The 17,889-nt window shown below is 70.0% G+C and carries 12 protein-coding genes; all 12 read right to left on the bottom strand.

The window, feature by feature from the left end; translation table 11 throughout:
* Nucleotides 1-90: 90 nt before the first annotated feature.
* Nucleotides 91-3,330, bottom strand: a complete 3,240-nt coding sequence (locus HMPREF0591_RS02480; RefSeq protein ID WP_007166814.1) for an arabinosyltransferase domain-containing protein — start codon at nt 3,328-3,330, stop codon at nt 91-93.
* A complete protein-coding gene (locus HMPREF0591_RS02475) occupies nt 3,327-6,686 on the bottom strand; it encodes an arabinosyltransferase domain-containing protein (protein WP_040620956.1) in 3,360 nt (1,119 codons plus the stop codon). Before HMPREF0591_RS02475 ends, HMPREF0591_RS02480 begins: the two co-directional genes overlap by 4 nt.
* Nucleotides 6,687-6,803: 117 nt before the next feature.
* The gene (locus tag HMPREF0591_RS02470; protein ID WP_007166812.1) at nt 6,804-7,427 is read right to left on the bottom strand and encodes a maleylpyruvate isomerase family mycothiol-dependent enzyme; all 624 of its coding nucleotides are present in this window, start codon (nt 7,425-7,427) and stop codon (nt 6,804-6,806) included.
* A complete protein-coding gene (locus HMPREF0591_RS02465; RefSeq protein WP_007166811.1) occupies nt 7,424-7,909 on the bottom strand; it encodes an SRPBCC family protein in 486 nt (161 codons plus the stop codon). Before HMPREF0591_RS02465 ends, HMPREF0591_RS02470 begins: the two co-directional genes overlap by 4 nt.
* Nucleotides 7,909-8,229 carry an ArsR/SmtB family transcription factor gene (locus tag HMPREF0591_RS02460; protein WP_007166810.1) on the bottom strand — a complete coding sequence of 107 codons (321 nt, stop codon included), beginning with the start codon at nt 8,227-8,229 and terminating at the stop codon, nt 7,909-7,911. The genes HMPREF0591_RS02465 and HMPREF0591_RS02460 overlap by 1 nt, the downstream gene beginning before the upstream one ends.
* A gap of 58 nt (nt 8,230-8,287) precedes the next feature.
* The gene (locus tag HMPREF0591_RS02455; protein WP_007166809.1) at nt 8,288-11,566 is read right to left on the bottom strand and encodes an arabinosyltransferase domain-containing protein; all 3,279 of its coding nucleotides are present in this window, start codon (nt 11,564-11,566) and stop codon (nt 8,288-8,290) included.
* Nucleotides 11,563-13,494, bottom strand: a complete 1,932-nt coding sequence (locus tag HMPREF0591_RS02450) for a galactan 5-O-arabinofuranosyltransferase (protein WP_007166808.1) — start codon at nt 13,492-13,494, stop codon at nt 11,563-11,565. Before HMPREF0591_RS02450 ends, HMPREF0591_RS02455 begins: the two co-directional genes overlap by 4 nt.
* A 2-nt stretch (nt 13,495-13,496) precedes the next feature.
* Nucleotides 13,497-14,261 carry a decaprenylphospho-beta-D-erythro-pentofuranosid-2-ulose 2-reductase gene (gene dprE2 / locus HMPREF0591_RS02445; protein ID WP_007166807.1) on the bottom strand — a complete coding sequence of 255 codons (765 nt, stop codon included), beginning with the start codon at nt 14,259-14,261 and terminating at the stop codon, nt 13,497-13,499.
* An 11-nt stretch (nt 14,262-14,272) separates the two neighbouring features.
* Nucleotides 14,273-15,664 carry a decaprenylphosphoryl-beta-D-ribose oxidase gene (gene dprE1 / locus HMPREF0591_RS02440; RefSeq protein ID WP_007166806.1) on the bottom strand — a complete coding sequence of 464 codons (1,392 nt, stop codon included), beginning with the start codon at nt 15,662-15,664 and terminating at the stop codon, nt 14,273-14,275.
* 32 nt (nt 15,665-15,696) lie between these two features.
* Complete coding sequence (locus HMPREF0591_RS02435; protein WP_007166805.1) at nt 15,697-16,125, bottom strand: GtrA family protein; 429 nt, start codon at nt 16,123-16,125, stop codon at nt 15,697-15,699.
* A gap of 43 nt (nt 16,126-16,168) precedes the next feature.
* A complete protein-coding gene (locus tag HMPREF0591_RS02430) occupies nt 16,169-16,648 on the bottom strand; it encodes a GreA/GreB family elongation factor (protein ID WP_007166804.1) in 480 nt (159 codons plus the stop codon).
* 97 nt (nt 16,649-16,745) lie between these two features.
* Nucleotides 16,746-17,885, bottom strand: coding sequence for an SPFH domain-containing protein (locus HMPREF0591_RS02425; RefSeq protein WP_007166803.1), 1,140 nt, complete (start codon nt 17,883-17,885; stop codon nt 16,746-16,748).
* Between the last annotated feature and the right edge of the window lie 4 nt (nt 17,886-17,889).

Here is a 17,889-nt window from a genome sequence, read left to right as displayed (position 1 = left end):
CATTAAACCTATTTTCGACAATTACTCATTCGTCAATTTGAGCGGTTATTTGGCTGCTGACGAATTGCGGTGGAAATCCGTGATAAATGGCTAGGGCTTAATGCGGATCGGGCCCGGGGACCACCACCCGGTGCGGGTCGCGGTGCCAAGGTCGAGCTGCGCGGGACGGGCGTCGGCGATGGTGTCGAACTTGCGCAGCGATCCCCAGTCGCGACCCCAGTCGTGGGACAGGTAGGTCGACATCACGTGCGCCCGCAGCAGCAGGTCGGTGATGCCGAGCAGGCCGCCGTTGACGCCGTCCTGCCAGGTGTCGGTGTCCTGCTTCTTGGCGTTGTAGTCGGGCGTGATGCGGAACTTGGGGATCTCGGTGACGCCGTTGACGTGCAGCATCGGCTGCTGGCACGGGAATGCCAGCCCGACCGCCCAGTCCATCAGGACCGGCTGTGTCGAACCGACGTACTCCTGCAGCGAGCGCAGTTCCGGCACGCGGGGCGGGGTCAGGGCGACCCAGTCGTCCGGCGTCAGGGACAGGTCCTCGGCGACCACCCGCACCGCGACGGCGTCGGCGGGTATCTGGGAGCGGGGGAAGCGCAGGTTGCGCCACACCTTGGGCTGCTCGCCGTACAGGTCGTAGGGCACCAGCCGTCCGGCCGGGAGCACCGAGCCGCCGGGACCGGGCCTGCCGATTTCCAGTTCCACGGTCTGCCCGCCGGTGTGGTGATGCAGGATGCTGTTGCCGGCGATCGTGCCCGCGGCGGTCACCACCACCAGCGGGTGCCCGGCGTCGGGCTTCGGCAACTGGTACCACGCCGAGGTCAGCTTGCTCTGCTGTTGCGCGCCGGTGGTGTAGCTGCCGGCCAGCGGGACCTGATCGGGGTCGAGGCCGTAGGGCAGCGGCACCGTCGACCCGTTGATGCCCGGGGTCGTCAGCTTGAGCGGCGCGTCCCAGTCGTAATCGGTGCCGGGCTGCGGCACCGACGTCTCCTTGACCGACTCGGCCAGCGTGCGGTCCGGCACGCCGTTGGGGGTGAAGCCCGTCGGCTTGACCCCGCCCAGCGGCCCCAACGGCCCGAAGCTGTCGGGCAGCGCGGGCATGAAGCCGGCGTTGCTGTCCGGCTCGACGAGAATGTCGTCGGCCAGGCCGCAGCCGCCGCTGAACTCGCGCAGGTTGTCCCAGGCGTTGGAGTAGGTGGGGTACTGGCGAACGATGCCGGCCGTCATCGACGCGATGAACACCAGCGCCATGAACCCGGCGGCCAGCGGGATCGGCGCCGCCGTCAGCGCCCGCGCCAGCCGGCCCTCGCCGCGACCGGGATCGACGAAGTGCAGCCAGGCCGCGTAGACCGCCGTGATCGCGAACAGCGCGAAAAAGATTGTGCTGATCGAGATTCCGTCGATCTTCGGCATGCTGCTGTTGAACGGCACGCCGTAGCTGGAGACATACCACCAGCCGTTGGTGGTGGCGAAGCACAGCGCAAGGATGAACATCAGCGCCGCCAGGAACGCCATCCGGTTCCGCGACCAGCGCAGCACCTTCGGCGACACCAGCACGGTGGTCAGCGCCGCCATCGCGGCGCCCACCGCCGCGAACAGCCCGAAGTGGTGCACCCACTTGGTGGGGGTGAACATCAAAAAGAACATGGTGCCGAAGATGACGCCCATCAGCCGCCAGGCGGGCCCACGCGCCACGCCGGGAATTCGCTTGCGCCGCAACATGATGAACAACGCCGTGAAGAGGCACAGGGCGGTGACCAAAAAGCCGAAGCGGCGCGAGAGCGAGCCGTCGACGGTGGGCAGGATCAGGTAGTAGTAGCGCAGGTTCTCGGTGTACCAGGCCTGGCTGGGCCCGATCTCGGTCCGGATCCTGGTGGCCTCCAAGACCGTTGACAGCGTCTGATCGGCGAACACCACGGTCAGGATGACCGTGCCGGCGGCGAGCATGGGCGCCACCAACGGCCAGGTGCCGACCAGCCGGTGCCGGCGGACGAGGATTCGCAGGATGGGGCGGCCACCGGCGACCAGCGCGGCCACCGCGATCAACCCGGTGGGCTGGACGCCCAGGGTGAAAGCCGCGGTGATGACCGCCAGCGCCGCGGGCGTCAGCCGGCTGTAGCGCATCGAGCGCTCGATCAGCACGTAGGTGATCAGCGAGCCGACGGCGATGATCGGCTCGGGGCGCAGGCCGTTGTCGAACGGCATCCAGGCGGTGAGCAGCACCATGCCCGCCGCCCAGTTCGCCGGCTTGCTGGCCGCGACCGCGGGTCCCAGCCGGGGCAGCACCTCGCGCGAAAGAAGCAGCCAGCAGACGATTCCCGCGATCAGGTCCGGCAACCGCATCCACAGGCTGGCGTCGCTGACATGGGTCATCAGCGCCAGCAGGTTGTAATACCAGCCGAAGGGGTCCTCCGGGCTGCCGAACCAGCGGAAGTAGTTCGACATGTAGCCGGCGTGGTCGGCGACGCGGGCCATGCCCAGGATGTAGCCGTCGTCGGAGGAGTTCGCCCCGATCACGTGCCAGAGCACGAAGCCGAAGATCACCGTGACGTCGGCCAGGGTGAAGGTGCGCCAGTTGGCGGGGATGAGCCGCCGCATGCGGTGGCCGTCGAGCTGGTCGAGGCGCCACAGCGCGACCAGCGCGACGATGGTGGACACGATGGCCAGCACCATCGCGGCCAGCTTCAGCGTCGTCGGGGTGGTGGAGAACCGGGTGTCGATGGTCGCCGAGAATTGCAGCCCGGGCGGCGCCGGGCCGGTGAGATCGGTGAACACCCCGACGATCTGCGGGCGCAGGTTCGGGTCGGGGAAGCCGCCGCCGATCGGTCGGCCCGCCGAATCCTTCAGCCCGACAAACGTGGCGAACGCGCCGGCCTTCGTCGAGGTGATCTCGATCCTTGAACATCCGGGGGCACCTGCGGCTCCTGCCACCTGATCGCGCGCCGCGCTGGCGATCACCACGTTGCGGTCGGTGACGTCGACGCGCTTGCCGTTGACCACCACGAACAAAGCGTTGAGCGCGGCGTCCTTGCCCTTCTTGGGGGCGGTGCTCAGGACCACCCCGCCCTCGGGCGGCAGGGCGCGCACCAGCGAGCACGGCACGGTGACCGTCACGTCGACCGGGGTCAGCGAAATCAGCGGTGCGGTAACGCTGTTGAGTTGGCCGTTCTGCGGCCAGTTGAGCGTCGCGGTGGTTTGGACGACGGGCAGCAGCGGCGTCGCGATCGACAGGACGAAACCGACCAGCCCGGCGATCGTCGCGACCCAGCGCGTCACGCGCACGTCGTGCCGGGCGGCCGCCTTGTCCTCGCGGTGGTTCACGGTCGCGACGCTCATGGGAGTGCCCGAATCGGTCCCTGCCGGCTCCAGCCGTGCACTGTCATCACACCCTGTTCGATAACGGCCTCCGGCGCCTGATCGGCCGGCACCAACCGGAAGTACTGCTCCACGGATCCCCAGTCGCGGTACCAGTCGCCGCGCAGGTACGTCGAGATCGTCGAGGTGCGCAGCATGGTCTGCAGGAAGAGGAACGGCCCGCCGGCCTCGCTGGACTGCCACCCGTTCGACGACGACGCCGTCTGCTTGTGATCCGGCAGGATGCGGTACTGCGGGAGTTCGGCCACGCCGAGGTGCTCGGAGAACGGGTGCTGGCAGGGGAAGTTCGCGGCGGTCGCGATGTCCATCAGCACCGGTGTGCGCGACCCCATCAGCTGCTGCAGGCTCTGCAGCACCGGCACCCGCGGCGGCGTGAACGCGAACCACTGATCCGAACTCAGGTTCGGGTCGTAGGCGACGATTCGCGCCACGTTGGCCTCGGGCGGCGCCCAGGTGAGCGGGAACCGCAGGTTGCGCCACGCCGGCTCGGGGCCGATGTCGATCGGCTGCACCTCCGCTAGCGGCTGGGTGGTGCCGTCCGGGCGGTCGAAGTCGCGGTGGCCCCACTGCAATTTCAGCGACTGCCCATAGGTGAAGGTGCCATCCTCCTTGTACGACCAGATCGCGCCGGTGGCCGACACCACGACGATCGGCCGGTCCGGCGTGCGGGGCGGCAGCTGGTACCAGGCCGAGGTGGCCGTGGCGGCGAGCGAGTTCTCGCCGTAGCTCCCCATCACCGGGGTCCGGGCCGGGTCGAGGCCGAACGGCAGCGCCGCGTGCGAGCCGTTGACGCCGGCCGGGCCTTTCCCGCCGGCCGTCCCCGCGGAGTCGCTCATGGCGGCGTTGGGCTTGTTGGGCGACGCGTCGGAATTCACCACGCCCGGCTTGGTCACCACCGGGTAGGACCGGAGGTCGGTCCCCACGCCGTCGGGTTTGAAGCCAACGGGGTTGCTACCTCCGAGCGGTCCGTCGGGGCCGAACGTCTGACCGGGCGCCGGCTGCAACATGCCCGCATTGGGGTCGGGTTCGGTCAGCACGTCGTCGGCCATCGCACAACTGGCGGGCGAGAGTCCCGACGTGATCGCCGCCAGGTTGGCCTTGCCGGTGGTGTAGAGCGGGTAGCGGAAGACCGCGCCCTTGGCCAGCGAGCCGACTTCGCCGATGACCATGATGGTCGCGACCACCAGCAGGGGCGTCGACGCGAGCACCCGGTTGCGCCGGTTGTCCTCGACCTCGGTGTGCCCGGCGTAGTCCATCCGGAAGTGCTGCCACGCGGCCAGCAGCCCGGTGAGGATGGACAGCGTCAAGAACATCGACGTCACCGGGTGGCTGGCGATGACCGGCTGGATGTCGTACCACGGCACGCCGTAGTTGCCGACGTAGAACCAGCCGTTGACGCCGGAGGTCGCCACCGCCAGCACGAACAGCAGCGCGGTCACGTACAGCGTCAGGTTGCGGCGGTTGTGCAGGCCGATCCGCGCCAGGGCGAACGCGGTGACGGCCCCCAGCGCTCCGGCCAGTCCGGCGAAGGCGCCGAACTGGACCGCCCACTTCGTCGGGGTGAACGTCAGCAGCAACAGGCCGAAGGCGGTGGTGCCGATCAACCGCCAGGCCGGCCCGCTGGCCACGCCCGGGATCCGGCCGCGGCGCAGCAGGGTGACCAGCATCCCGAACAGGCACAGCAGCAGCACCAGCACCGCGAATCGCCTCGACATGGACCCGTCGGGGTTGGACTCGACCGTGAGGAAGTAGTAGCGGAGCCAGTCCTGGTACCACGCGATCGTCGGCCCGACCTTGTACTTGATGCGCGCCGACTCGGCGACGGTGGCCAGCGTCTGGCTGCGGAACACCACGACGGTGATCAGGGACAGCGACGCCGCCAGCACCGCCAGCGGCGCCAGCAGTCCGTCGGTCGCCCGGCGCCGCCGGACCGTGCGCGCGATGGCCCGCGACCCGGTCAGCAGCGCGGCGACGGCGATCAGGCCCTGCGGCGCCAGCGTCGCGGTGAGCATCGCGACGAAGATCGCGACCGCGGCCGGGGCGAGGCGTTGCAGCGCGATCGCGCGCTCCACCAGTATCCAGGTGACCAGCACCCCGAGGGCGATCAGCGGCTCGGGGCGCAGCCCGTTGTTGAACGGCAGCCAGGCGGCCACGAACACCGCGCCCGCGGTGAACACGGCCACCCGGTTGGCCGCCAGGCCGCCGCGGCCCGGACCCAGCCTGCGCAGCACCCAATGGCTGATCACCAGCCAGCACGCGATGCCGGCCAGTATGGCGGGCAACCGCATCCAGACGCCGGCGGTGCTCACCGACGCGAGCCTGGACAGCAACCCCAGATACCAGTCGAACGGCGCGTCGGTCGTCCCGAAGTAGCGGTAGTAGTTGGCGATGTAGCCGGCCTTCGGGGCGACGCGGGCGATGGTCAGGTTGTAGCCGTCGTCGGATGAGGTGGCGCCGATGACGTGCCACAGCAGCAGCGTGGCGATCACCCCGGCGTCGGCGATCCAGGTGGCGAGCCCGACGCGGCGCCACGAACTCCACCTCGCGCGGGGGCGATACCGCGAGAGCCTGGGGGCACCGCCCGCTTGCGGGGGAGCGATCGGGGACCGCCAATTGATTGGCACGCCGCCGCCGCGACTGCGACGGTCGAGCGCGGCCAGCGCGATCACGGCCGTCAGGACGGCCAGCGCGCCCACACCCATCGCCAGCTGCTTGAGGGCGGTGGGGGCCGTGATGAACCGGGTGTCGATGTCGATGCGGGCCGACAGGCCGGGCTGGGCCGGCACCTTCAGGTCGGTGAAGATCCCGCCGACCTGCGGCTTCTTCTCCGAGGGCAGGGTTCCGGCGGCGTTGGGGATGCCGACGAACTCCGCGCCCGACGCGCCCGCGTCGGCCCAGACGTGCAGCACGCTGCAGGCCCCGGCCGCGACCGCCGGGCGCGGCGCCACCGCGGCCACGGTGTCGCGGAACGCGGCGACCACCAGGTCCTTGTCGGCGCGCACGAACAACCCGTTCTTGCCGGCGTCGATCCCGCCGGTGGGCAGGGTCGAGACGACCAGGCCGCCGCCGGCGGGCAGGGTAGCGATCGCCGCACACGGGATGGAGATGTCCAGGGCCCGCGGCGCGCCGGACACCAGGGGCGCGGTGATCTGGGCGACGTGCCCGTCCACGGTGCCCTGCGGCCACAGCACCGTCGCGGTGGTCTGCTTGACCGGGAGCAGCGGGACGAGTGCGCACAACAGCAGTCCCACGAGACCGGCGATGGCGGCCACCAACCGTGGGATCCGCTGCGATCGCTGATTACCGTCGTGGGGCACGAGGGTCGATCGTAAGCGAAGCTCCTTAGTCCGATGAGGACGCGGGGCCGGGCGGCGGGCCCGCGGACTGGTCGGACAATCGGTTTAGTCCGATGAGGACGCGGGGCCGGGCAACGGTCAGCGGGTGAGCCGGGCGGCCAGCGTGTCCAGGCCCGGGCCGTCGAGGTCGGCGAGCGCGGCGGGGCGGCCGGCCATCGCCATCAGCAGCGCCTCGCCGGGGCCGGTGACCCCCGGCCCGCGTCCGTGTTCCCAGTCGACGTCGGTGGCGCGCAGACGCAGCCCCCTGATCCGGCGGCCGGCGCCGATCCTGGGGTTGCCGGGCAGCAGGCCCAGGACCCGCACGAGCCGATCCGCCGGCACGCGGCGGGGCCGGCCCAGCGCGCGGCGGATGTCCTGGTGATGGATGGTGCCGTCGACGAGCGCGATCATCCCGCCGAACCCCGCCGTCAGCCCGCGCGGTTGGAGATGGGCACGCAGGAAGTCGAGCAGCTGCTGGCCGCTCAGCCCCGCGAACTCGTCGACGCCCACCTGGTTGGCCCGGACGATCCAGCCCTTGGCGAAGCGCCTCAGCAGCCCGAGCGTGCCGAGCTCTTCGTAGCTGACCATATGCGCGACAACGTCTTTGACGGTCCAGCCCGAGCACAGGCTGGGCTCGTCCCACTGTTGCGGTGTCAGTGTGGCCAGGAACTCTGCCAGTTCGGCCCGCTCGTCGCGGGCCATGCTCATCAGGGTGGCCGTCATCGCCGGTTCCCGGCGGGCAGCAGTGCGGCGTAGCGATCCAGATACAGCGGCCAGCCCGCCTCGCCGTCGACGCCTCGGGCGACCGATTCCCATCCGGGGCCGTGGCGATCCAGATGGCGGTGTTCGAGGTCGACCCGCGTGCGGTCGCCGGACTCGGGGGTGAAGCTCACTTCGACCTCGCTGGTTTTCGACGGGTCCGATTCCACTTGCCACGTGGGCCCGATGTCCCAGGTGAACACCAGGCGCCGGGGCGGCTCGTAGACCAGGATCCGCGCCCAGCGGCACACGCTGCCGTCGACGCCGCGGTCGTAGATGTGCCCGCCCGCTCGCGGCTCGAACACCGTCTCGGCGATCGGGACGGCCAGCAGGTTGTGCTCCCGGGGCTTGAAGTCGCCGAACCGCTCGGTGAAGACGGCGAACGCCCGCTCGATCGGGGCGTTGACGACGACGTGGTGCACCACGTTCGGAACCCGTTGTGTCATCAGCTTTCTCCCTTCGCTTCGTCGATCTTCTGGGCGTAGCCGGTCAGCGCCTGCGCCCAGAACCGGTCCAGGTCGGCGCGCAACGCCTGCAGGCCCGTCGGGTCGAGTTGGTAGACGCGGCGGGTCCCCGCGGCGCGATCGCGCACCAGCCCGGCGGATTTGAGCACTTTGAGGTGTTGTGACACCGCCGGCCTGCTGACGGGCAGGTCGCGGGCCAATTCGCCGACCGCCGAAGGGCCGTGCGCGAGACGTTCCACGATGGCCCGCCGCGTCCCGTCGGCCAGGGCCCCCCAGACGTCGCCGCTTTGGTAAGTGGCCACGAACGGTAAGCATAGGCTTACGGATACCCGGCAAGAGCGCCGGCGATCCAAGCGGTGCTCAGCTCTTGCGCAGCGGGGCGGGGCTCCACAGGCCGCTGCGGGTGGCCGTCCCGAGCTCCAACCGCGCGGGCTGGGCGTCGGGGTAGTACGGCGTCAGCCGTTGCAACGAGCCCCAGTCGCGCGACCAGTCGTCCTTCAGGTAGGTGGCCATGGTGGTCGCCTTGAGCAGCAGCTCGGTGACGCCCAACGGGCCACCGCCGTTGTTGTCCATCACCGGGGAGTTGGCTTCGGCGCCGAAACGGTCCGGCAGGATGCGCCACTTCGGCGTCTCGTCGACGCCGTTCTGATGGCCGAACGGCCGCTGGCACGGGAAGGCCAGGCCGACCAGCCAATCCAGGAACACCGGGTCTTTGGAGCCGACGACGTCCTGCAGCGTGCGCAACCGCGGGATCCGGGGCGGTGTGAGTGCGATCCAGTGCTGTGGCGCCAGGTCTTCGTCGTCGGCGACCAACCGGATCTGGGTGGCGCTGCCGGGGATGGCCGACAGCGGCAGCCGCAGGTTGCGCCACGCCGGGGAGGCGCCCACGTCGGAGAACTGGAAGGACCCGCCGGGGTGTCCGCCCGCCGCTTCGCCGTCGGTGGCCCACTGGACCTGGATCTCGCGGGGGTCGAAGCGGCCGGCCGCGCTGACCACCAGCAGCGGTCCCGCCTTGTCGCGGGCGGGCAGCCGATACCAGCCCGATCGCAGATGCGCGGGCACCTGGATGCCCGGGCGCCAGCTGCCCAGGACGGGCGTGCGCGCCGGGTCCAAGTTGTAGGGCAGCTTGGCGACCGAACCGTTGATTCCCGGCGCCGGGGTGGTGCCGCCCTCGGTGCCCGCCTCGGCGCCGGTGACCAGCTTGTCGTCGTTGATGAAGCTGCGGTCACCCGGTCGTTCCATCACCGGATCCGCGCGGACGTCGGCGGGAATCCCGTTGGGAGTGAAGGCTTCCGACAGCCCCGCGCCCAGGGCGTCACCCACCGTGGCGCTCACCGGCGCGAGCATCCCGGCGTTGGGGTCCTGTTCTACCAGCACGTCCTGGGCCAGTCCGCAGGTGTGGCCGGTCTTGAAAACAAAAGCAGCCTCGAGGTTGGAGCGACCCACCGTCCAAGCGGGGTACTGGTCGGTGACCGCCAGGGTCAGCGACGCGACCTCGAATACCACCAGCACCCACGTCGCAATGGCCAACGGGGACTGGACGATTCGTGCCACGCGTGCCCCGTAGCGGGTCCTGGGCGGGCCGTTGTCGGGCGACACGAAGTGGAACCATGCCGCCAGCAGCAGCACCAGGACGGTCAGCCCGAGCAGCGCGGTGGCAAACGCGTAATGCCACGCAGGGAACGAATTCGACCAGGGCACACCGAAATTGGACACATACCACCAGCCGTTGACGCTGGCGAAGGACAGGGCGACCAGGAACAGCACCACCGCGGCGAACATGGTGCGGTTGCGCCGGGAACGCATCGCCGCCGAGGTCACGGCGACCGCGGCCAGTGCGCCCAGCGACCCGGCCAGCCCGGCGAACACCCCGAAATGGTGGGTCCATTTGGTCGGAGTGAACATCATCGCGATAAACGAGATGATGGTGATCCCGACGATGCGGCGGCTCGGTCCGGCGGCCGTGCCCGGAATCCTGCCTTTGCGCAACGACATTGCGACGCTGATCGCGAGCGCGAGCACCAGCGCCAGCACGGCGAAGCGGCGGGCGACCGACCCGTCGGGGCTGGCCATGAACAGCCGCTCGTAGCGGATGTGTTCGTCGAACCAGCTCAGGCTGGGCCCGACGGCGCGCTTGAGAGCAGTGGCCTGGACCTCGCCGGCCAGGGTCTGGTCGCGGAAGATGAGGATGGCGGTGACGGTGATCGCGGCGAACAGAGGCGCCACCAACGGCAGCGCGCCGAACAGCTTGGATCGGCGGTTCAGGATGGTCCGCAGCGGCCCGATCGCGACCAGCAGGGCGCCGATCGAGGCGATGCCCGTCGGCCCGGAGAACAGGGTCAGCGCGCCGATGATGCAGGCGGCCGCCACCGGCAGCAGCCGGCTGGTCGCCACCGCGCGTTCCACCGAGCACCAGGTCAGCAGGATGCCGAGCGCGATGATCGGCTCGGGCCGCAGCCCGTTGTTGAGCGGCAGCCACACGGCCAGGAACATTCCGGCGGCCGTCCACGCCGCGCCGCGGTTCTGTTTGACGGCGTGCCCCAGGCGCGGCATCACCTCGCGGCTGATCACCCACCAGCAGGTGAGCGCCATGACCAGGGTGGGCAACCGCATCCAGATGCTGGCCGTGCTGACGTGCGCCCACAGCGCCAGCAGGTCGTAGTACCAGCCGAACGGCGCCTCCGGCGTGCCGAACCAGCGGTAGTAGTTGGCCATGTAGCCGGCGTGCTCGGAGACCCGGGCCATGGTCAGGATGTAGCCGTCGTCGGACGTGTTCGCCCCGACGAACTGCCACCACACCAGCACGGCGACGACCAGGGCGTCCAGCCCGCTGAGCGACCACCAGCGCGACGGCAGGAAGCGCCGGTGCCGGGTGCCGTCGGCGGTGTCGAGCAGGTGCAGCGCGATCAGGGCGGCGGCGGTGAGCACCACCCCGAGGATCATCGCCGCCATCTTCAGCTGGGTGGGGCTGCTGCTGTAGCGGGTGTCGATGGTCGCCGAGAAGCTCAGGCCCGGCGGCGCCGGCCCGGTGAGGTCGGTGAACACGCCGACGATCTGGGGGCGGAAGTCGTAGCCGCTCTTCTCGCCCCGCAGCGGCGCGCCCGGGTGCTCGGCGTTGGGCCCCTGGGTCAGCCCGACGAACTCGGCGGTGACGCGGTCGGCGTGTGCCGTGAAGGTCAGCCGCTGGCAGGCGGGGCCGAGCACCTGGTTCAGGGGGGCGGTCACCACCGCGACGTTGCGCACCACGAGCACCAGGTAGTCGTTGGCGCGCTGGATGAGTAGCCCGCGGTCGACGGCTTTGGGGGCCTGCTTGGGCACGGTCGAGAGCAGCACCGTCTTGCCGGTGTTCTGCGGGCCGGTCAGCCCGGCGGCGGCCTGGCACGGCACGGTGACGTTCAGGTCGGTTGCCACGTACCCGATCAGGGGGGCGTCGACGCTTTCGAACGCGCCGTTCTGCGGCCAGTTCAGCTGGGCGGTGGTCTGGTTGACCGGCAGCAGGGGGGTGGCGATGGCCAGCAGCGCCCCGAGCAGCCCCGCGATGGTAGCTACCCACCGAGTGATCCGGTGGTTCGCTCCCGTGTCGGTCACGGTGGTTGATGCTAGTTCTTCGGCGCGTCGCGGCGAGGTGTCGGTGCTCATGGGCGCCCTGCCGCCGGCTTGCGGACGGCCAGCACGAAGGGGCCGGCGCTGTGGACGACGAATTGCGGGCTGTCGAAGAGGGCGGCCCGCAAATCGGCGGTGTAGCGGCGCACGTTGGGCTGGTTGGGATAGACGTCCTCGGCGAGCCGCAGCGTGTAGTTGCCGTTGGCGCCGCGGCGCATCAGGAACACCGTGGGCGGCGGCCACGGACAGGTGTCCAGCGCGTGGACGAGCTCGCCGGCGGACTTGAGTTTGGACCACTTCTCGATCTGGGCGGCCCGCAGGTCGAACTGCGCGAGCGGGTTGGCGTAGTGCGACGTCAGCCCCTGGAAGCCCCAATAGGGATAGAAGGACAGGAAGCTGTAGTCGGCCGTCATCACGACGGTCTCGTCGCGGGGCCGGCCCGTCACGGTCGTGATGGCGCGGTCGATGTCCGGGTAGAACTTCTCCGAGCCCGGGGGTCGCCGGTCGCCGCGCTGCCCGTCGCCGTCGGTGTCGGTGTAGGCGATGGTGAGGTCCGGGCGCAGCACGTCGGGAATGTCCTGGCTGAACGCGATCGCGGCGGCCAGGCCGACGGCCCCGGCGACCGGGAACACGGCCCGGCCCCGCGCGGACAGCGTCCGCACCGCCTCGACGAAGCCGAACGCCCCGGCGGCCACCAGCAGCACGGTCAGGGTGGGCTGCAGCCGGAACGACAGCAGGGTGGTGCGCGCCAGCGTGGTCAGCATCGACAGCAGCGACCACAGATAGACGGCCAGCACGCCGATGGCCAGGGCGCCCGCCCGCACCGACGACCGCGCGCGCACCACCAGCCACAGCGCGCCCAGCAGGCAGACCGCCCCGAGCAGCGTGAACTGCAGCATCGGGAAGGTCAGCACGGCGCCGTCGGCCGGCAGGTAGTGCTGGGCGCTGCCGGAGTTGCTGACCGGGCTGCGGGCCGCCCGCAACAAGAACGGCAGCCACGTGGTGCTCGCGATGGCCGCGGCGATCACGGCGACGACGGCCAGCCGGCGCAGCGGGTCGAGCGCTGCCTTGGCGCCGCCCTGCCGCCAGCGCAGGGCGGCCAGCCAGAGGGCCATCAGCGCGACGGTGAACGCGCCGAAGGCGAACAGCAGCGTGTACCAGGTGGCCGTCCAGCCGAGGAACAGCCCGGCGCCGACGATGGCGGCCCAGCCGCCTTTCCCGTCGAGCGTCACGTCAGCGTGGCCGTCGCCGTCCGGCGCCACGCTGGCGTGACGCTCGCGGTCGGCGGCGCGCAGACCGGACCACGTCAGGACCAGCACCGGCGGCAGCAGCACGGTGATCATCGCGGCGTACGGCTCGGGCGAGCCGTAGGCGAGCGTCACCGCCGCCGTCGCGGTGGTGACGATCAGCGCGTACTCGAAGCGGACCATCCGCCACCACAGCACCAGGGCGACGGCGACGGCGACGGCGATGGAGGTGACGGCCCACGGCTTGTAGACCTCCCAGGCCGGCGTGCCGGTCAGCGCCGCGGCCCGCCCGCCAATCCAGAACCAGCCCGGCGGGTAGAACGGCGGCAGCCCGAGGTAGGTCATGTCGCGCAGGGCGGGGCTGTCGGCCAGCCGGGTCAGGTACTCGGTGCGAAACTGCTGGTCGACGGAGATGCCGAACAGGTACAGCTTGGTCGCGCCCAGCGGCATGCCCAGCGTCACGACGGTGAACGCGGACACGAACGTCAGGCCGCCCAGCCGGGCGAGCCACCGATACCGCCGCCACGCCCAGCCCGCGGCGACCAGGCCGGCCAGGCAGCCGACCTGCCCCACGGTGGTCAGCGCGTGCAGCTGGTTCGACGACGGGAAGGCGGGCCACTGCACCCGGGAGATGGCGGTCAGCGAGACCACGGCGACGACGACGGCCACCGCCACCGCGGCGAACATCTGGCCGAGGGTGGCCAGCGCGTTACGCATGATCAGATGGGCAGCTTGCGGAAGACGGGTCGCGGGATGTGTCGCAACACCATCATCACGTAGCGGAATGCCCCTGGCGCCCAAACCAATTCCTTACCCTTTGCGGCCGCGGTCACCGCGAGGTTGGCGACGTACTCCTTGTCGACGGTCAGCGGCGCCTCCTTGACGTGCGCGCTCATCCGCGTCCGCACCTGGCCCGGGCGGATCACCAGAACGCGAACCCCGTACTCGCGCAACGCCTCGCCCAGGCCCAGATAGAAGCCGTCCAGCCCCGCCTTGGTGGACCCGTAGACGAAGTTGGACCGCCGCACCCGCTCGCCGGCGGCCGAGCTCATCGCGATGATCTGGCCGAAACCCTGCGCGCGCATCTTCTCGCCGAGCAGAACCCCCACCGAAACCGCTGCCGTGTAGTTGATTTCGGCGGCCAGCACGGCCTTTCGTTGGTCTTGCCACAGCTCCTCGGCGTCACCGAGGATGCCGAAGGCGACGATCGCCACGTCGACGTCGCCGTGGGCGAAGGCCGCGTCGATCATCTTCGGGTGGCTGTCGGGGTCGGTGGCCTCGAAGTCGATCAGCTCCACCGACCGCGCGCCCGCGGCCTTCATCTGGGCGACGGCGGCGTCGCGCCCCGGGTCGGTCGGCATGGCGGCCAGCACGATGCGGGCGTGCGCGTTCTGCAGGTAGCGCTCGCAGATGGCCAGCCCGATCTCTGAGGTACCGCCGAGCAACAGGATGGTCTGCGGATTCCCCACGGCGTCTAAAACCATTGGCGCACCATTTACAACAGCTCCAAACGTCGGGCCATGTCCGAGGCGAACACCCCTGCGGGATCCACCTTGCGGCGCACCGCGATCCACTCGTCGATGCGTGGGTACATGGCGTGGAAGGTCTCGGCGCTCGCGCGCGAATCCTTTGCGGTGTAGACCCGGCCACCGAATTCCAGGACGCGCCTGTCGAGTTCGTTGAGGAACTCGTTGATGCCCGGCTTGTTGGGGAAGTCCATCGCCACGTTCCACCCGGCCATCGGGAAGCTCAGCGGTGCGCGGTTGCCCGGGCCGAACAGTTTGAACACGTTCAGCGCCGAGTAGTGGCCGCGGGTCTGGATCCAGCGGATGATGGCCTTGAATTCGTCCATCGCGTCCGGCGGCACCAAGAACTGATGTTGCGCGAAACCCATTGGGCCGTAAGCGTTATTCCAGCCGCTGACCAGGTCGAGCATGTGGTAGAACTGCGACAGATTCATGATCTTGCCGGTGTAGGTGCCGCCCAGCCGGTAGTACACCTCGCCGATGGCCATGAAGGAGAGCTTGTTCATCGCGCTGACGGGAAACACGTTGGGCACCGTCAACAGTTGCGGCGCATCGAATTTCAGCGGATTTCTGGCCAGCTTCTCGGGCAGCTGGTCGAGCTTCGCCAGGCTGCCGCGGCTGACCGCGGCCCGGCCGAGCTTGGGTGGCGGGCTGATCAGGTCGAACCAGGCGCTGGAGTAGGTGTAGTTGGCCTCGCTGCCGTCGAGGTGCACGGCGACCGTCTCGTCGAGGTCCCTGGTGGCCACCCCGTCGGCGATGAAGTACGCGGTTTCCGTCGGCGTCATTTCGATGGTGGCGCGCAGCACGATCCCGGTCAGGCCGTTGCCGCCGACGGTGACCCAGAACAGCTCGGCGTCGTCACCGTCGGGGGTGAGGGTGCGGACGGCGCCATCGGCCGTGAGTAGGTCCATCGAGCGCACGTGGTTGCCGAAGCTGCCCGCGCTGTGATGATTCTTGCCGTGGATGTCGCAGGCGATCGCGCCGCCGACGGTGACCTGGCGGGTGCCCGGCAGCACCGGCACCCAGAGCCCGAACGGGAGCGCCGCCTTCATCAGTTGGTCCAGGCTGACGCCGGCGTCGACGTCGACCAACCGGGTATCGGCGCTGATCGAGTGGATGCGGTTCAGGCCGGTCATGTCGATCACCAGGCCGCCGCCATTTTGGGCGTTGTCGCCGTAGGACCGGCCCAGCCCGCGGGCGATCACCCCGCGCCCGTTCGGGCCGCCGGATTCGGCGACCCGGGCGACGGCCATGGCGATCACCTCGGGATCGCGGGTCGAGAGCACCTGGGCCACCGACGGCGCGGTGCGGCCGAAGCCGGTCAGCCGGGTGGTGGTGGTCGGAACGTCGGTGCTCAACATCGTCAAAGAGGGTACCGCTTGCGACCGCCGGGTCAGCGGATGCGGAAGATTACCGCCCGCTGCACGATGAAGTTGATCACCGTCGCGGTGCCCTGCGCGATCACGAACGCGACGGGGATCGCCCACCCGCGGTAGTGCAAAAGCGCGAGGCTCAGGTGGTTGAGCCCGACCTGCACGGCGAAGGTGACGCCGTAGAGGATCATGACCGCGACGAAGCGCGCGGTGCTCGGGGCAGCCTGGAACGTCCACCGCCGGTTGATCAGGTAGGCGGTGATGGTGCCGACGACGAAGCTGGTGGCCTTGGCCAGGTCGACCTGGACGCCCACCGCCTGGTACAGCAGCAGGTACAGGCCGAAGTCCACGATCCCCGCCAGGCCGCCGGTGACGACGAACCGCGTCACCTGCGTCGTCAGACTCAACTGCGGACCCGTCGGCGCGGCATCGGGCAGCGGGGCAACCATTCGGGCGAGTCTAACCGGGCCGGACGGACGGCCCCGCGACGCTTCAGCGGGGCAGCTTGACCGCGATCAACTCGACCTGATCCTCGCCCTGCGGCGTCGAGTACGTCACCGTGTCGCCCGCCTTATGGCCGGCCAGGGCCTGGGCCAGCGGGCTGCGCGCGGTGAGCGTTTCCCCTTCCCGGCCGACGGGGGTCTCCTCGACGATCGAGATCACGTGCATCGTGACCACCTCGCCGTCGGAGAACCGCAGGGTCACCTCGGTGCCCCCGGGCAGGGTCTCGGATGCGTCGGGCTGCGACGGCCCGGTCCGCAGGCGCCGGTCCAGCTCGTTGATCCGGTCGCTGAGCCCGACTAGCTCCTCGGCGCGCTGGATCGCCTCGGCCGCGTCGCCGTGATCGCCCACCATGCCGCGGTCGTTGCGGACTTCGACCTCGAGGCGGTCCCGCCGCTGCCGTAGCCGCTCCAGCTCGGCGGCGAGGTTCGCCTTTGCCGCATCCGCCGCTGATTGGACCTTTTTGCTCACGTCAGGGGACCTTTCGCCCAGGTTGCTCGGGTGGCGTTCCAGTGTTGCACCACGGCGAGGCGCCCGCCACCGTTATCGCGCAAGCGGCGCGTCGGGCTCAGCGGATGGTGTGCCCGGAGTCGGAGTTGGTGGTCAGCGGCGGTGCGGCGTCTTCCTCGTCGTAGTACTCGACGGTGCCGCGCAGGGCGTCGAAGATCGCCCTGCCCTGCGCCACCAGCCCGCTGGCCACCTCGGTGAGCCCCTCGGCCCCGTTGAGCACGGTGACGTTCGCGTTGGCCAGTCCCCGGGCCGCCTTCTCGACGATCTCGGGCAGTTGGTCGATGAGCGCCTTGTCGAGCGCCACCCGGTTGTGCGACGCGGCGGCCTCCGCCTGGATCTTCATCTTCTCCGCGTCGGCGACCGCCAGGATCCGGACGCGTTCGGCCTCGGCCTCGGCGGGCTTGACCACCTCGGCGACCAGTTCCTGCTGGCGCAGCTCGGCGGCCCGCTCGGCGAGTTCGGTGCGCATCTGCAGCACCTCGCGCTGGGCCTCGGCCTCGGCGAGGGGCCCGGCCTGCGCGGCCTCCGCCTGGGCCTTGTCGACCTCGGCCTTGTACTGCGCCTTCACGATGGCGGTTTGACGGGCGAACTCGGCCTGCTTGCGCTGGGATTCCTGTTCGGCCTCGGCGGCCGCCTGGTTGGCCTGCGCCTGTGCGATCTGCGCCTGTTGCTGGATCGCGGCGTTGTGCGGCGCCGACATGGCGTCGATGTAGCCCAGCCCGTCGTCGTCGATGGACTGGATCTGCAGCGCGTCGACGGTCAGGCCGATGCGTGCCATCTCTTCCTTGGACCCGTCGAGCACCTCGGTGGCCAGCTTCTGGCGCTCCCGGATGATCTCCTCGACGGTCATCGACCCGATGATCGAGCGCAGGTGGCCGGCGAAGATGCGGCCGGTCAACACCGACATCTGATCCTGCTCGGAGAGGAATCGCTGCGCCGCGCTGATGATGCTCTCGGTGTCGTTGCCGACCTTGAAGGCGATCACCGCGCGGACGTTGAGGGTGATGCCCTGCTGGGTCACGCACTTCTCGGCGACCTCGGCCTCGCACATCGCCAGCGTGAGGAATCGGGCCTTGCGGAAGACCGGCAGGATGAAGGCGCCGTGGCCGGTCACGACGCGGAACGGGGCGTTGCTCCTGGTGCGGGCACCGGAGATGAGCATCGCCTCGTCGGGGGCGGGCACCTTGTAACCGAGCATGGGG

Source organism: Mycobacterium parascrofulaceum ATCC BAA-614 (genome assembly GCF_000164135.1).
In the GTDB taxonomy this organism is placed as follows: Bacteria; Actinomycetota; Actinomycetes; order Mycobacteriales; family Mycobacteriaceae; genus Mycobacterium; species Mycobacterium parascrofulaceum.
The sequence above is the reverse complement of the archived record's forward strand: the minus strand, read 5'-3'. Positions and strand labels throughout refer to the sequence as shown.

Bases quoted from the DNA above. Each gene is read 5' to 3' on its own strand.
- HMPREF0591_RS02450 (WP_007166808.1), bottom strand. From the start codon at position 13,494: ATGCGTAACGCGCTGGCCACCCTCGGCCAGATGTTCGCCGCGGTGGCG.
- dprE2 (WP_007166807.1), bottom strand. From the start codon at position 14,261: ATGGTTTTAGACGCCGTGGGGAATCCGCAGACCATCCTGTTGCTCGGC.
- HMPREF0591_RS02480 (WP_007166814.1), bottom strand. From the start codon at position 3,330: ATGAGCGTCGCGACCGTGAACCACCGCGAGGACAAGGCGGCCGCCCGG.
- HMPREF0591_RS02465 (WP_007166811.1), bottom strand. From the start codon at position 7,909: ATGACACAACGGGTTCCGAACGTGGTGCACCACGTCGTCGTCAACGCC.
- HMPREF0591_RS02425 (WP_007166803.1), bottom strand. From the start codon at position 17,885: ATGCTCGGTTACAAGGTGCCCGCCCCCGACGAGGCGATGCTCATCTCC.
- HMPREF0591_RS02470 (WP_007166812.1), bottom strand. From the start codon at position 7,427: ATGACGGCCACCCTGATGAGCATGGCCCGCGACGAGCGGGCCGAACTG.
- dprE1 (WP_007166806.1), bottom strand. From the start codon at position 15,664: ATGTTGAGCACCGACGTTCCGACCACCACCACCCGGCTGACCGGCTTC.
- HMPREF0591_RS02455 (WP_007166809.1), bottom strand. From the start codon at position 11,566: ATGAGCACCGACACCTCGCCGCGACGCGCCGAAGAACTAGCATCAACC.
- HMPREF0591_RS02435 (WP_007166805.1), bottom strand. From the start codon at position 16,125: ATGGTTGCCCCGCTGCCCGATGCCGCGCCGACGGGTCCGCAGTTGAGT.